This window comes from Armatimonadota bacterium (genome assembly GCA_020354555.1).
Lineage (GTDB): Bacteria > Armatimonadota > Hebobacteria.
Genome location: CP070648.1, coordinates 2,556,864 through 2,571,446, shown reverse-complemented (window position 1 = coordinate 2,571,446; position 14,583 = coordinate 2,556,864). Strand labels below are relative to the sequence as shown.

The 14,583-nt window shown below is 65.9% G+C and carries 12 protein-coding genes and 1 tRNA gene; 6 read left to right on the top strand and 7 right to left on the bottom strand.

Annotation, left to right across the window (positions count from 1 at the left end; all coding sequences use genetic code 11):
* Nucleotides 1-431: 431 nt before the first annotated feature.
* Entirely contained in the window at nucleotides 432-809 is a 378-nt protein-coding gene (locus JSV65_10500) for an RNA-binding protein (GenBank protein ID UCH33022.1), read from the top strand.
* Nucleotides 810-969: 160 nt separating this feature from the next.
* Here JSV65_10500 and JSV65_10495 read toward each other — a convergent pair whose 3' ends face one another.
* Both JSV65_10495 and JSV65_10490 read right to left on the bottom strand, forming a co-directional pair.
* Entirely contained in the window at nucleotides 970-1,704 is a 735-nt protein-coding gene (locus tag JSV65_10495; protein UCH33021.1) for a ThuA domain-containing protein, read from the bottom strand.
* 108 nt (nucleotides 1,705-1,812) lie between these two features.
* Nucleotides 1,813-2,916 (bottom strand): hypothetical protein, encoded by a 1,104-nt coding sequence (locus tag JSV65_10490; GenBank protein ID UCH33020.1) that lies wholly within the window; start codon nucleotides 2,914-2,916, stop codon nucleotides 1,813-1,815.
* 113 nt (nucleotides 2,917-3,029) lie between these two features.
* On the opposite strand from JSV65_10490, the gene JSV65_10485 reads away from it, so the two are divergent.
* From JSV65_10485 to JSV65_10475, 3 genes are all read left to right on the top strand, one after another.
* Entirely contained in the window at nucleotides 3,030-4,010 is a 981-nt protein-coding gene (locus JSV65_10485; GenBank protein UCH33019.1) for an ABC transporter permease, read from the top strand.
* A gap of 74 nt (nucleotides 4,011-4,084) precedes the next feature.
* A complete protein-coding gene (locus tag JSV65_10480) occupies nucleotides 4,085-5,044 on the top strand; it encodes an ABC transporter substrate-binding protein (protein UCH33018.1) in 960 nt (319 codons plus the stop codon).
* Between the two features lie 268 nt (nucleotides 5,045-5,312).
* Complete coding sequence (locus JSV65_10475) at nucleotides 5,313-6,701, top strand: hypothetical protein (protein ID UCH33017.1); 1,389 nt, start codon at nucleotides 5,313-5,315, stop codon at nucleotides 6,699-6,701.
* Between the two features lie 104 nt (nucleotides 6,702-6,805).
* Here the strand turns inward: JSV65_10475 and JSV65_10470 are convergent.
* The 4 genes from JSV65_10470 to JSV65_10455 form a co-directional block, all read right to left on the bottom strand.
* Nucleotides 6,806-6,881, bottom strand: a tRNA-Arg gene (locus tag JSV65_10470).
* 61 nt (nucleotides 6,882-6,942) lie between these two features.
* Complete coding sequence (locus tag JSV65_10465; GenBank protein UCH33016.1) at nucleotides 6,943-8,757, bottom strand: WecB/TagA/CpsF family glycosyltransferase; 1,815 nt, start codon at nucleotides 8,755-8,757, stop codon at nucleotides 6,943-6,945.
* Between the two features lie 116 nt (nucleotides 8,758-8,873).
* A complete protein-coding gene (locus JSV65_10460; protein ID UCH33015.1) occupies nucleotides 8,874-10,130 on the bottom strand; it encodes an adenosylhomocysteinase in 1,257 nt (418 codons plus the stop codon).
* 227 nt (nucleotides 10,131-10,357) lie between these two features.
* The gene (locus JSV65_10455) at nucleotides 10,358-11,416 is read right to left on the bottom strand and encodes a deoxyguanosinetriphosphate triphosphohydrolase (GenBank protein UCH33014.1); all 1,059 of its coding nucleotides are present in this window, start codon (nucleotides 11,414-11,416) and stop codon (nucleotides 10,358-10,360) included.
* 472 nt (nucleotides 11,417-11,888) lie between these two features.
* On the opposite strand from JSV65_10455, the gene JSV65_10450 reads away from it, so the two are divergent.
* Together JSV65_10450 and JSV65_10445 are read left to right on the top strand one after the other, a co-directional pair.
* A complete protein-coding gene (locus JSV65_10450; protein ID UCH33013.1) occupies nucleotides 11,889-12,734 on the top strand; it encodes a hypothetical protein in 846 nt (281 codons plus the stop codon).
* Complete coding sequence (locus JSV65_10445) at nucleotides 12,731-13,498, top strand: PEP-CTERM sorting domain-containing protein (protein UCH33012.1); 768 nt, start codon at nucleotides 12,731-12,733, stop codon at nucleotides 13,496-13,498. Before JSV65_10450 ends, JSV65_10445 begins: the two co-directional genes overlap by 4 nt.
* 245 nt (nucleotides 13,499-13,743) lie before the next feature.
* On the opposite strand, the gene JSV65_10440 is transcribed toward JSV65_10445, so the two are convergent.
* Entirely contained in the window at nucleotides 13,744-14,529 is a 786-nt protein-coding gene (locus JSV65_10440; protein UCH33011.1) for a class I SAM-dependent methyltransferase, read from the bottom strand.
* Between the last annotated feature and the right edge of the window lie 54 nt (nucleotides 14,530-14,583).

Sequence of the window (14,583 nt, the reverse complement as noted above, 5' to 3'; positions counted from 1 at the left end):
AGGGCAACGCTCTCTGACTGTCGGTTCGAGCAGATCTCGACCGCCGCCGCGCGCTGGTGCGGAGTGTCACATGGCGATCGCACCAGCCGGCGGGGCGTCCGGAGGGCGGCTCGCGTCGCCGGGCAATGTGTCTCGCAAACGGATCGCGTCATCCCACGATGTATGATGAATCATCAAATCGCCAAAGGGGGATGTGCCGCGCGCGGAGAACTTTCAAGCTCAAGCGAAGGCGTCCCTGTCCTCTCTGACTGTCGAGCGGACGGCAGATCGCTCTGCGAAGCGCGATGACGCGGTCGCTTCCCTGCACCGGGGAGCGGCGCGAGCGCTTCCGAGGCTCGTGAAGCAGAGCTAGTTCAGCGGACGAACCGCGCTGCGCGGCCAAGCGCCGCGACTATAGATTCCGCGGTGCGCGGAACTCAGGGAGAGGGCACATGCCTGACAAGACGTTGTACGTAGGGAACTTCCCCTACAGCGTAACCGAGGACGACTTGCGTCAACTGTTCGAGCAGTATGGGCCGTTGACGGAGGTGCGGATGATCGGCAACCGGGGGTTCGCCTTCATCCAGCTCGACGAACAGCAAGCGGCCGGGGCCATCGAGGCGCTCAACGGTCAAGACTTCCAGGGGCGTCCGCTTACGGTCAACGAGGCGCAACCGCGACCGGAGCGCACGGGCGGCGGCGGCGGGTTCCGCGGCGGTCGTGACTCAGGCGGCGGCGGTCGGGGCGGCGGAGGCCGCGGCGGCGGAGGTCGCGGCGGGGGAGGTCGCGGCGGCGGAGGTCGCGGCGGGCGCCGCGAGCCGCGTTGGTAATCGCCGCGCTGAAATAGACTCGCTTGCCTCCGGCCACCCAGCGCCGGGGGCCGGTACCGTGTGAAGCTGAACCTCGACGCCCGCCGAGATCATTCTCGGCGGGCGTCTCTTTCTACACAGAACGCTGCATCACGCCCCGGCCGGCCCTTTGCGGGAGCCTCTACTCGGGCTTCACATCCTCCAGGGGCTGCATGTTGCCGAAGGTCGGCGCCGCGGCGCGCCCGCTCGCTGTCCAGCGAACGGCGTTGGTGATGACCTTCAGCACATTCGCGTCGTGGTAGATGGGGAACGTCTCGTGTCCCGGCCGGAAGTAGAAGATCTTCCCGCGGCCACGGTTGAAGCAGCATCCACTGCGGAAGACCTCGCCGCCCGCGAACCAGCTCACGAAGACCAGCGCGTCCGGCGCCGGGATGTCGAAGGGCTCGCCGTACATCTCGGTATGCGGCAACTCAAAGTACTCGCCAACGCCTTCGGCGATGGGATGGCTGCGGTCAATCACCCACAGGCGCTCCTTCTCCCCGATCTCCCGCCAGCGCAGATTGCACGTCGTGCCCAGCAGCGCCCCGAAGATCTTGGAGAAGTGGCCGGAGTGCAGCACGATGAGCCCCATGCCGTCCAACACTCGCTCGCGCACGCGGGCGACGATGTCGTCCTTGACTTCCCCGTGCGCCGTGTGCCCCCACCAGGTGAGGACATCGGTCTCGGCCAAGACTTGCTCCGTCAGCCCGTGCTCGGGCTCGTCCAGCGTCGCAGTGCGCACCTCGATGCCCGGCTGCTTGGACAGATGCTCGGCAATCGCGCCGTGCATCCCCTTGGGGTAGAGCTTGGCGATCTGCTCATTCCTCTTCTCGTGGCGGTACTCATTCCATACGGTGACGCGAATCGGTCTGTCCATCCTCCTCGTATCCTTTCGTCGAAGACCTGTCTGAAGCGGCGTTCCACCACGAGCTAGATTCGCGATGCAATCCCCGATGTCCTGCGCTCACGCAAGACGCGGATGCGCTCACAGGCGAATCGGATACCTGCCGTGCTCGCGGCAGGCCTCATAGAATGCAAGGACATTCTCGAGCGGCGTGCTGGGCGTGATTTCGCTGGAAGAGCCGATGAAGTGGCCGCCTCCCGGCGCGGCCTGGCGCAGGCATTCCTTTGCCGCCGCAACGACCTCCGCGACCGTGCCGAGCGGCAGCACCTGGGAACAATCCACGTTGCCAACGAGGATCAACTCCTTGCCGTAGCGCCGCTTGAGCCAGCCGATATCCATCCCCGCCAGCGGCTCGATGGGGTTGAGCCCGCTGATGCCCGCCTCGATCATGTCATCGAGGATGTCGGTGACATTGCCGTCGCTGTGGAAAATCACCTTGATGCCCGCGTTGCGCAGCGGCTCGCACATGTTGCGCAGCGCGCGGATGAACGTGCGGCGCAGGAATTCCGGCGAGAACATCAGCCGCTGCTTGTAGGCGATGTCGTCGCCGATGAAGAAGAGCGGGCACAGCTTTGCCTCCGCGGCGATCCTTGCGATGTGCACGCCGGGGACGTTGCCGGCCTCGATCAGCCGCTCGACCTCGGCCGGGCAGTCGTAGATGGCGTAGGAGAAGAGCTGGAGCCCCATCATGTCGTACGTGCCGTGGAAGCCGCAGCCGTGGCCGGGGACGTACATCGTCAGGGGCGCGAACGCCGCCTGCACGGCACGCACGTGCGGCACCCATTCCGCGCGCATCTGCTCGATGTCGCGCGGCGCGGGCGGCTTGTACGCCCGCAGTTCCTCGATGCTGCGTATCGCCTTGCGCACCGACCAGCAGGTCTGCCCCGAGATGATGCTGCGCACCGCGCCTTCGTCGTCCGTGTGCTGCTCGCCGTTGCGCTCTGCCGCGTAGCTGCCGCCGAAGCCTCGGCACAGGTCAATCCCCAGGCCGTGATAGACCTTGACATTGGCGGCGAGCAGATCCTCCTCGCCCGGCGCGAAGTGGTCGATGGCGGAAGGGTTGTCAATGTAGTCCCAGATTGGAACGCGGTCGCCCTCCTCGAAGTTGATCGAGCGGGCGATGCGCTCTTCGACGGCGCGATCGAGGGCAGCGGGCTGTTGATCGTCAACGTGCTGGTCGGTCATGGCGCACTGATTCCACGCCGCGAGTGCGTCATCCTTTGCCTGCCCGTACGCCTGCGGGCAGGAGCGTGCTATCTTGTCGCGAATCCAACTGAGCGACTCGGATTGGATTGCGTATGGGGCAACAGAGAGACAACTCGCATGTGATAGGAGACGTCGCACCCGTTTTGGCGTGGCAGCGGGTTGCCGAGTGGCTGCGGCCGCTGGCGGCGTTGATCGTGATGGGGGTCATCCTATCCTTCGCCTCGCCTCACTTTCTCACGCCCAATAATCTGGCAACTGTCGCGGTACAGGCGTCGGCGGTGGCAATCCTCGCGGTCGCCGAGACGATGGTCATCATCAGCGGCAACATTGACCTGTCGGTGGGATCGGTGCTGGCGCTGTGCGGCTGTGCGGCGGCGCTGTTGATGCGCAGCGGGGTGGGGATCGCGCCGTCGGTGCTGCTCGGCGTTGCGCTTGGCGTTGGCGTCGGCACACTGAGCGGGGCGCTGACCGCGTTTGGGCGAATGCCCTCGTTCATCGTCACCCTGGGGATGATGGGCATTGCGAGGGGCGCCGCACTGATTATCACGGGCGGGGTGAACGTGTTCGGGGTGCCGCAGAGGTTCGCCGACCTCTCGATGGCGCGACGGGTCGGCATTCCGCTGCCCGCGCTGCTCGCCGGTGCAGTCGCGGTCGCGGCGCACGTGGTGCTCACCCGAACATCACTGGGGCGCAGTATCTACGCCATCGGCGGTAATCCCGAGGCGGCCCGGCTCTCGGGAATTCCCGTCAAGCGAGTCGTGACCATTATCTTTGCCATCGCGGGGTTGCTGTCGGCCCTGGCGGGCCTCGCGCTGACCAGCCGCCTCAGTATCGGGCAACCGACGGCCGGGGTCGGCTACGAGCTGGACGCGATTGCCGCAGCCGTAATCGGCGGCGCGAGCCTGATGGGCGGCCAGGGAACGGTGGCCGGGACGCTCATTGGCGCGCTGATAATGGCCGTGTTGCGCAACGGGTGCGACCTCCTGCGGGTTCCGGTATTCTGGCAGCAGGTCGCAATCGGGGTCATCATCATCGCTGCCGTGTTCCTCGACCAGTTTCGCCGGCGGAGGTAGCCGGCTGCCGGGGGCCGAACCATAGACGTGCACGAGCGACGGGTACTCGTACACCGACGATTGAGGAGTGGAAGATGAGAGCCTTGCGCGTTATCTGTCTCACACTGGCTGTCGTCGTTGTCATCTGTGGCTGCGCGCGCCGGGAGCGCGGCGCGCAGCCCGGCGCCGGGAAACTGACCATCGCCGTCGTGCCCAAGGCCGTTGCGTTCGACTTCTGGCTTTCGGTGAAGGCGGGCGCGGACCAGGCGGCGGAGGAGAACGACGCCACCATCATCTGGCGTGGGCCGTCGGATGAGCGCGATGTGGCCGGCCAGATTTCGATGCTCGAGGATCTCATCAACTCGCGCGTGGACGGAATCGTCATGGCCGCGTGTGATTCCAAGGCGTTGGCGCCGATCGTCAGGAGAGCGGCGGAAGCGAAGATACCGCTCATCACGATTGACTCCGGTGTGGACGACCCGTCTGTGCCACTCGTGGCCACCGATAACATTAGAGGGGCGCGTATCGCCGGGGAAACGCTCGTCGAGTTGATCGGGGGCAAAGGCAAGGTCGGCCTGATTCCGTTCGTCGCGGGAGCAGCCACTTCGACGATGCGGGAGAATGGGTTCAAAGAGGAAATCAAGAAGCATCCGCAGGTAGAGATCGTCAGCGTCCTGTATTCCGAGAGCGATGCCGCGAAGGGGATGGCCGTTACGGAGAATATGCTGACGTCGAACCCCGACCTCGCCGGCATCTTCGCCGCCAATGAGCCGGGCGCAATCGGCGCGGCGCGGGCGATTGAGCAGCGAGGCCTGGCGGGGAAGGTGAAGCTCGTCGCGTTCGATGCCGCCGACAGCCAGATTGCCGCGCTCGAGCGCGGCACCATTCAAGCGCTCATCGTGCAGAACCCGTTCAAGATGGGGTACGAGGGCGTGCAAACTGTCGTCAAGGCGATCCGCGGCGAGCCGGTTCCGCGCTACGTTGATACCGGCGTCAGCGCGGTGACGAAGGAGAATCTCGACACGCCGGAGATCAAGAGCCTGCTCGGGCGATAGCGGGCGGGCCGCGCTCGCGGGGTCTCGTTACGCCCTGCCTGAATAACTGTCGTGACGGGGCGGGGACGCTTCGCTTCGTCCGTTGCGTATCTCCGTACGGACGACATGGCGAGGGCTCGGTGGTGTCTCTATCGAGGGCGATTGCTCTACGTGACCGGCGCGCACGACACCGGCGGCTCTCGATCACCCACACACCTCACGACGGCATGCGTTCGCCGTTGCGTCAGCAGTACGACTGACAACCAGACGTGAACGCGGAGGGTTACGAATGACGGCACGTATCGCATCTCTGACCGTCGCAGTCACCGCTGTGGCCCTGACGCTGGCCGCGACCGGCGCTCCGGCGGGCCTAGAGCTGCAAGACGGCCGACTCGTAGACGGCGGGGCGCCCGTGTTCATCCGCGGCGCGATGTACTGGCAGCCGCACGCCTTCCACCACTGCTTCTGGGAGGACCTCGACGAGGCGATGGTGGAGCGCGATTTCGCGGCGATGCAGCGCCAGGGGTTTAACCTGGCGGCAGTGCAGGTCAACTGGGGCAGCTTCATGCCGAGCGTGGACGTCGAGGGCGGGCGCTACGAGTGGAGCCGGAACGCGCAGCGCAAGCTGGTTCATCTGCTCGACTCGGCGCAGCGCCACGGGCTCTATGTTGACCTGTGGTTCGGGATGTCGCGCGTTCCCGCCGGGGTGAACGGCCTCTTCAACGCTGCGTTTACCGATCTGGGCGGCCGGAAACACGATGCGTACTACGGTTGGTTGGTGACTGACTGGCCGGCCATTGCGGACTACGACACCTACTCCTGGCAGGCGTTCCTGCGCTTTCACGAACGCGTCGCGCGCGTGTGCCGCAGCTACGACAACGTCATCTTCGACCCGCTGGACTGGCAGCATCTCAACCTGAATCACTGGAACTTCAACGATCCGCTCAACCTGCGCTCGTGGCGCGATTTCCTGCGCCGGGATAACCCGGACCTCGGTTACTGGAACAAACGCTGGGGCGAGAGCAACCCGTCGTGGGATGACGTGCTGTTTCCCGTTGACGAATGGGCGCGCGACTCGATCTGCAGGCTCGAGGGGACGCCGTACCGTGACCTGCCGGTCACGCCTTACGAAGAAGAGAAGTGGCAGGATTTCAATCGCTGGCACAATCCGCTGTCCATCAAGGTCATAGAGGCCATCACCGCCGCCTTGCGGCGAGGGGCTCCCGACACTCTCGTCGTGCAGCGCGTTGATCCGTGGCGCTTCGGGTACTGGCGCGAGATGACCTGGGGTGTCGGCAGCGTGGACTTCTACTGCCAGGGCTGGTATCCGTGGTCGCAAGAGGAACTCGATGACGCCCAGAGCCATCTGCTTCGCGAGATAGATGCGATTCGCAGCCGCGCGACGCGCCCGAAGCCGTTCCTGGTGTGGGAGGTCGGCATGGATGTCTTTCACGTCTATCCCGAGGCGGCGGAGGCGGAGCGCGACCGGCGCCGTGCCGAATATGTGCGGGAAGTGGAGCGCTTCGCCCGCGCGAATGACATGCTCGGCTGGTGCTGGTGGGTATGGCGCGACCACTACATGAATGAGGACAGCCTGCACTGGGGGCTGGTGACGCAGGGCGGGCGGTTCAAGTCGCGGGAGGTGATGCCGGCGCGGCTTGCGGACGCGGAGTCGTAGGGCAGGAGTCCGCCTCCTGCTCGGGCCAACCTAGCCGCCACGACCCGTCTGGGCTCCGTGCCGGCAGTCCACGCGTACCGCGGGATGCGGTCGCCGAGTGATCATGGCGCCCCCGGCCCGAATCGAACGGGCGACGCAGGGCTTAGGACGCCCTCGCTCTATCCGCTGAGCTACGGGGGCGCAGGACTAGTGTGGCAGTACACGGGAACTGCTACGATTATACCGTGATACTCTAACCGGTTCAACCGGGGGGCGCCGACTGCCCAGGGCGTCCGGCCTGCCCGCGGCGGCGTATCCGGTCGGCGGCGGCCATCCATACGAACCTCGGCAACGCCGCGAGCCTCGGCAGGCGCGACGGCTGCCACAGCGTTCGCCACAGCCACTCCAAGCCCCACCGCCGCATAAACGCGGGCGCTCGCCTCACGCGCCCCGAGATGACGTCGAAGCTGCCGCCGACGCCGATCGCCACCGGCGCTTTGAGATCGTCGAGATGGCGCCGGATCCATTTCTCCTGTTTCGGCACGCCGAGCGCCACGAAGAGGATGTCCGGCTTCGCCTCGGCGATGCGGTGCACCACCTGCGACTCCTGAGTCTCGTTGAAATAGCCGTGCGTCGTGCCCGCCACGGTCAGGCCCGGGTAACACTCCTGAAGCTTCTGCGCGGCGGCTTTGGCGACGCCGGGCGCGGCCCCGAGCAGGTAAACGGAGTAGCGCTTCTCCGCGGCGAGTTCGCAGATGTGATCCATCAGATCCACGCCCGAGACGCGCTCCCACAGCGGCAAGCCCAGCACCTTGGCCATCCACACGACGCCGGCGCCATCGGCGGTGACGAGGTCGGCCGAGCGCAGAATATCCATCAACTCCGGGTCCTCCTGAGCGCGCACCAGTGCCGAGGAATCCGGAGTCACGACATGATGCGGCGCGCCTTCCTCGACGAACTGCGTTATGCGATGCAGCGCGCCGGCGACGTCGGTGCGATGCACCGCCACGCCCAGGAGCTCGACGGCGCTGTGCCCGACTGCGTCGGGATGCGAGAGAACTCGCGCCGTGACATAGAATCCAACCAGCCCGATGGCGACCAGAACCGCCAGCAGCGCGAACTTGACCAGGAACGACACCTCGATGACGACGACAAGGATCAGACCCACGAGGCACAGGTATGCCGTCATCATGTAGAACAAGAGCACGACGTGGCGCAAGCGCACGCCCTCGCGGAGCATGATCTGGTGCAGGTATTCCGCGCGCGGCGCGATGGTGAAAGCTGCGCGGCCGCGGCGAGACGCGTACACCGCCGCATAGGTCGTATTGAGCAGCGGCACCGCCAGCACCAGCAACGGCAGCCCGACAACGAGAAAGGCGGTGTTCTTGAGCGCGCCGATGACGCTCACGGCGGCGAGCGCGAAGCCGAGCGCATAGTGTCCGCTGCTGCCGAGCATCATCCGCGCCGGCGGCAGCTCATAGCGCAGATAACCGAGCGCCGCGCCGGCCAGGGGGAACGTAATCGCTACCGTGACCGCCCTCGGGCTGCCCGGCGCGATTCCCGCAGCCGCGGCGAACGTCAGTGATATGAGGGCCACCAGCCCCGGGGTGAGGCCCGGTACTCGGCGGCTGAGCGCGATGGCCCACATCACGCCGAGCAGCCAGATCACGGTCACCGGGGCCGACCACAGTCCCAGGTTCGCGTATGCCGTGGTGAACGGCGGCTTGACCGTGTCGATGCGGATCCCGAGCGAGTGCGCCCAATAGGCGACCGCTGCAAACAACAGGAGCTTGAGCCAGCGCGGCAGCGTGTGGACGTCGTCGGCGACGCCGACGACGAACACGGCAGCGCACGCGAGGGCGACCGGGCGTATCGCCTCACCCGAAGCCAGCACGACCAGGGGAACGACGAAGGCGGCGAACACCCCTGCGCCGGATACGATGCGCACCGTGCGCGAATGAGGGGCTTTGCGCCAACGCCTCGCCGTCACGCGCAGCCATATCGCCGGCAGCGCATAGCCCAGAGCTGCGGCGGCGAGTCCGATAACCAGCGGCGGCACATTACCGAGCGCCAACACCAACGTGGCCTCCACGACGTCTGTCGGCCGTCGTCAATAGTCCGAACCTTGCGGGCCCGCCGACCGGGCGCCTCGTACTCGCTCTCAAGGCGCCGTGCGGCCGACCGCGACCGAGCCTACGTCCCTTCCTCCCAGGCCGCGAGATACTTCTCCTGCTCCCCGGTCAGCGTGTCTATCTCGACGCCCATCGCCGACAGCTTGAGGCGGGCGATCTCCTCGTCTATCTCGGTCGGCACGGGGTGCACGGCCTTGGTCATTTCCCGCCCGTGCTTCACGAGGTGCACGCAGCACAACGCCTGGTTGGCGAAGCTCATGTCCATCACGCTCGACGGGTGGCCCTCCGCAGCCGCGAGATTGACCAGACGCCCCTCACCCAGCAGATACAGGCACCGGCCGTCCTTCAGCTCGAATTCCTCCACGAATGGCCGCACCTTCCGTCGCGACCGCGACATCGCCTCGAGGTCCGGGATATCCACCTCGACGTTGAAGTGGCCCGTGTTGCAGATGACGGCGCCATCGTGCATGGCTTCGAAATGCTCGCGCCGGATCACGCTCGTGTCGCCGGTCACGGTGATGAAGATATCCCCCGTGCGCGCGGCCTCGGCGATAGGCATGACCTCGTAGCCATCCATTACCGCCTCCAGCGCGCGCAGCGGATCCACCTCGGTAACGACGACGTGCGCGCCCATGCCGCGCGCTCGCATCGCCACCCCGCGCCCGCACAGGCCGTAGCCAGCGACAACGAAGCGCTTGCCCGCGAGGAGCAGGTTCGTCGCGCGCAGGATACCGTCAATCGAACTTTGCCCGGTGCCGTAGCGGTTGTCGAAGAGGTGCTTCGTATTCGCGTCGTTGACGGCGATCACGGGATAAGCGAGCGCACCGTCGCGCGCCATATTGCGCAGCCGGATCACGCCCGTCGTGGTCTCCTCGCATCCGCCGATGACGTCAGACGCCAGCTCCGATCGCTTCATGATCAGCGTGTACGTGAAGTCCGCGCCGTCGTCAATCGTCACGTGCGGGCGCGCGTCGAGCACGGCGTCGAGATGCTGGTAGTAAGTCTCCTCGTCCTCGCCCTTGCGCGCGAACGTGGGCACGCCCAGCTCGGTGGCGAGATACGCCGCGGCATCATCCTGCGTGCTCAGCGGATTCGAGGCGCACAGCGCAAGCTCCGCGCCGCCAGCCTTGAGCAGGCGCATCAAGTTGACGGTTTCCGTGGTCACGTGGAGGCACGCGCCAACGCGTATCCCGTCGAGCGGCCGCTCGCGCGCGAATCGCTCCGCCAGCAGGCCGAGCACGGGCATCTCGCGACCCGCCCATTCCGACCGCAGACGGCCCTGCTCCGCGAGGCCGATATCAGTCACATCATATGCCATGCACCCCTCCAATCATCGTCGGGAATAGCTCCAGTCCTGTGCAGCAGAGCGACGACGTCCGCATCCGCAACGCGCAGCGCGGGCAAGTCACCCCTCGGTTCGCGCACTATCGCGGCAGGCGGGAGACGGTCGGATTATAGCAGCGCCGGAAATGCGGGGTCAAGCGAGCGAAGGCGATAGACTCCCGCGCGCGGTGTGGGCACCGCGCGCACCATCGCGCGGCGGGGCTACTCGGCCCGCCACTCCTCGGGCAGGAAGTGCGTGATGAACTGCTGCTTCGCGTACCGGTCCGTCATGCCTGCGATGTGATCGCAGACCCGCCGAGCAAGCTCCGGCTGAGATTCGCCGGGGCGGGCGCCGCCGGGAATCCCGTGCGAGTTCTCCATGTAGTAGCGGAAGAGATTGCCCACCACTTCGGATACCTTGCGCAGCCCCTGTACCGCGCGGGAGCCGCCGTACACCCGCTCGAACAGGAAGTCCTTCAACTCGTTCGTGGCCGCGAGGACGTCCTCTCCCATTTTGATGTCGTCGCCGTCCGCAGTGTAATGGACGAGGTCGGCGACCATGGTCGTGATGCGCTGCGAATGCGTGTTGCCGAGCACCCGCAGGCAGCGCTCGGGCAGCTCATTCAGGGCAATGAGGTTCCCGCGAATGGAGTCGTCAATGTCGTGATTGATGTAAGCGATGCGGTCGGCGATCATGACGACTCTGCCCTCCACGGTTGCGGGTTGGTCGCCGCCGCGCTGCTCGCCGTGGCGGGGAAGGTCGTCCTGCCCTTTACTGTGCCGGGCAATGCCGTCGCGCGTCTCCCACGTCAGATTCAATCCCTGGCCGTCGTTTTCGAGGACCTCCACCACGCGCAGGCTCTGCCGCCAATGGGTGAACCGAGCGTCGGGATCGAAGCGGCGATACGCCTGATCCAGCGCCTGCTCGCCCGCGTGGCCAAACGGAGTATGACCCAGATCATGGCCGAGGGCGATGGCTTCGGTCAGATCCTCGTTGAGGCGCAGCGCTCGGGCGATGGTGCGCGCGATCTGCGCTACCTCGAGCGTGTGGGTGAGCCTGGTGCGGTAATGATCGCGCTCGGGGGCAATGAAGACCTGGGTCTTGTAGGTGAGGCGGCGGAACGACTTGCTGTGGATAATGCGGTCGCGGTCGCGCTGGAAATCGGTTCGCAGCGGACACCTTGGTTCGTCGCGCTCGCGCCCGCGGCTCGCCGCCGCCTTCGCAGCACGAGGTGACAGCAGCTCAGCCTCCAACTCCTCCGTCTGCTCGCGGATCGTCATCGCTTGGCGTCACCAAGTGCGGTCGTCGGGGTAAACGGGCGGCGCTGCTGCATGCCTGCCTCCGGCCTGCGCATGAGCGTGAAGGCCTCGGCGTAATACCGTGAGGCCTCGCCGCGCATCATACCACAGCGCAGGTAGTGCCGCAAGTGCGGGACGAAGCTCGACCGGACACCGTCACGAATCGGCCCGGCTCATCGGCAACCACTGCGATCGCGCGGGCGTCAGCGCCTGTGCGCCGAGATGGTACTTGGCCGCGATGCGTCTGGCTTACGGTGAGATCTTGGACTGGGCGGATCGCGCCCGGGTGCAATCCGCTGGAGTTGAAGGAAGATCCGTCCATCATGCCGCATTAAGACCAGGGGTGGGGCGGCAGGCGTCGGTGAGCGGCGTTTTTTGCTCTCCGAAACGCCCGTTTGCAGGGGCTTGGCACGATTCGTGCTAGTAAAACATGAGTGAGAGGTGCTGGTGCGACATGATGAAATGGCTTATTTGTGCCGTCGTCGCGACAACCCTGTTGTGCGTCGCGCCCTTGTCCGCGCAGGCCGACGAGAAAGCCTACGTGCCCGCAATCAAGGTCGTGTTTGAGGTGCGCAGTCCGCAGGGAGACCTGCGCAGTTTCCAACGCGCCGGAGAGCCTCCCACCTATTGGGCGCAGGAACTACCGGTAGTGCAAGGCGACGAGTTGACGATCAATCCGATGATCACCACCGGCGGGGCCGAGTTGGCCGAACTGCGGGTGCGCCTCGACAACGATGAGTTGTCGTCGAAGGCTGAGCCCCCATGGCGGGTGAAGGTCAACACCGCCGACGTCGAGGCCGGTTATCACATGGTCGAAGTATGGGCGGCAACTAAGAAGCCGAATGCCATGGAGAACAGCGCGACCGCGACTTTTCTCGTCGTCCCCGAGACCGATCCCCTGCTGCGCGCCCTCGGCGGCGCGACTGCGGAAAGCGGTCCGCCCGTGACCGACGAGGAACGACTGGCCTGCACCATCCGGTCACGTGATCCGAAGGCGGACGAGCAACTCACAGAGGCCGCGGCCCCGACGACTGTGTCCAAGGCGACGTTGTTCTTCGTTTCCGCCGGTCCCGCGGTCAGAGAGTTCTTCTACACCCTGACCCGCGACGGCCGAGTGACCTATGTCTCCCCCAAACTGCCGATTGAGACTCACGTCTTGCTCGAGCCGCGGAACGAGGAGGGCCAAGGGCAGGAGCCCGGCAGGCTCATCTTCACGATGCGGGCGGGTGACGGAGCGGGGCGGTTCGGTGCACCGGCCTGGGTCACGGTAGACGTCAAAGCCCTGGAGGCAGCCGAGTGAGAGTGCCCGCGCGATTGCTGGCGGTGGTTCTGCTCGGCCTCTTGGCGTTGCCTGCTCTCGCCGCCAAGGAACGAACCGGACCGGATTCGTTTGTCCCCTACCGCGCCTATACGGTAGACGAGCTGGTGGCGCAGGTCGAGAGTGACGCGGTCGTTTGCCAGCGGCTCGCCAAGCACTTCCACGTTTCGCAAGCGGATCTGGTCAAGTATCTGCGTGACAACATCCAAGTCATTACGTTCTCTGAGTCCGGCTGGCGGCCGGTCTACGGCGTCACCCGCACGGGACGGATCTACAAGAGCCGCGATTACTTCCGCAAGGGCGGCAAGGTATTCGGCCTGAGCGACGGAACGCCGCTGATGAAATACGCGTGCGCCAACCCCATCGTCACAGAACTCCCAACAGTCGCACCCGTGGTAACGTGGGAAGCACCCAGCACTCACGCGCCGGAAGAGTATACCCAGGTGGTATCGCTCCCCGTTGCGCCGACGTTCGAGATGCCCAGCGCGACGGCGGTTCACTGTCCCGAGGAGTACACGCTGCTGGTGGAGTTGCCGCGCGCGGCGGCACTCGAGGTTCCTCTGGCGCAAGCGGTTGAAGCAGGCAAGCGCGGGTTCCCGGCGTGGCCCTTGGCGGCCGGCATCCCGCTGCTGGAGCATCACCACGGCATCATAGTCCCCCGGGTGATTCCCGAGCCCACGAGCATTCTGCTCTTGGCGGGTGGCCTCGCAGTGCTTGGCGGGCTGCGCCGCCGACGCCGTTCCTAGCAGGCGTGTCTGCGGTGACAGAGCGCCCTGCTGAGTCCCCGCCCTGCATTTCGGCACAGCGCCGGGCAGATTCGTTCATCCCCGCGCAACCGGCACTACCGCGCACGACGGTCTCACGATGATCCACGTCCGAACGCGCCGCTCTGGTGCCATATGAGGTCCGCGCTGCGCGGATTTGCCTCTGCGCAGTTCACACGCAAGCGGGGCCGCGCGTCCTGTGTCACTGCGCCTGCCGGCGACCCTCCTCACCGCTCGGCCTTGCGCGCCTTGACACAGAGCGTTTGCGGGACGAGGCGGTGCTTGCGCAGCCGTGGATCAGCCTGACACGCTTCTTCCGTTGGCTGCGGCTCGGCGACAGCTTCAATGCTGAACCCAGCCGCGCAAAAGGGGTTGAAGAACTCTGCCAACGTCCGGTGGAAGTAGATCACCGTGAACGGATCTGCATCCTCGGAGTCGGGTGCGGCGCCGAACCGCCAGCGCTCGACGTGGGAGCCCCGCTGGAAGTACGCCCCGAGCCGAATGCCAACGACGTCGCCCTTCTCATCGTAGTCCCAGTCGCGAATCGCGTAGGTGAAGCACGGGTGACACACGTTGAAGGCGAGCAAGCCGCCCGGTCGCAGAACGCGCTGGAACTCGCGAATCGTGCCCTCGTAATCGGCGCAGTCCATCAGCGCCATTGTGGAGACCACAGCGTCGAAGGTCGCGTCGGCGAACAGCGACAGGTCGCTGATCGAAGCGGCCTCATACCGTATCCCCAGCGGCTCGCGCTGCTCCTCCGCGCGGGCCAACTCGATCATCTTCGTCGAGATATCCGCGCCGGTCATCGTCGCGCCCTGGCGCGCCAGGAGCCGGGTGTTGTAGCCCTCGCCGCAGCCGGCGTCAAGAACCATCCGGCCCGCCAGGTCACCGACGAACTCGAAGAACGCCGGGTTGTTGTAGAGATCGCGGTAGTGATCGTAGCCGGCGCGGACGTGCCGCGCCCACACCTCCGCGTTCTCGTCCCAGCAGCGGCCCACCTCGTCGTCGCTCATCTGTGGGGTGCTCCTCCATATGCTGAACCCGCGCCGAGACGGGAACGCCTCGAA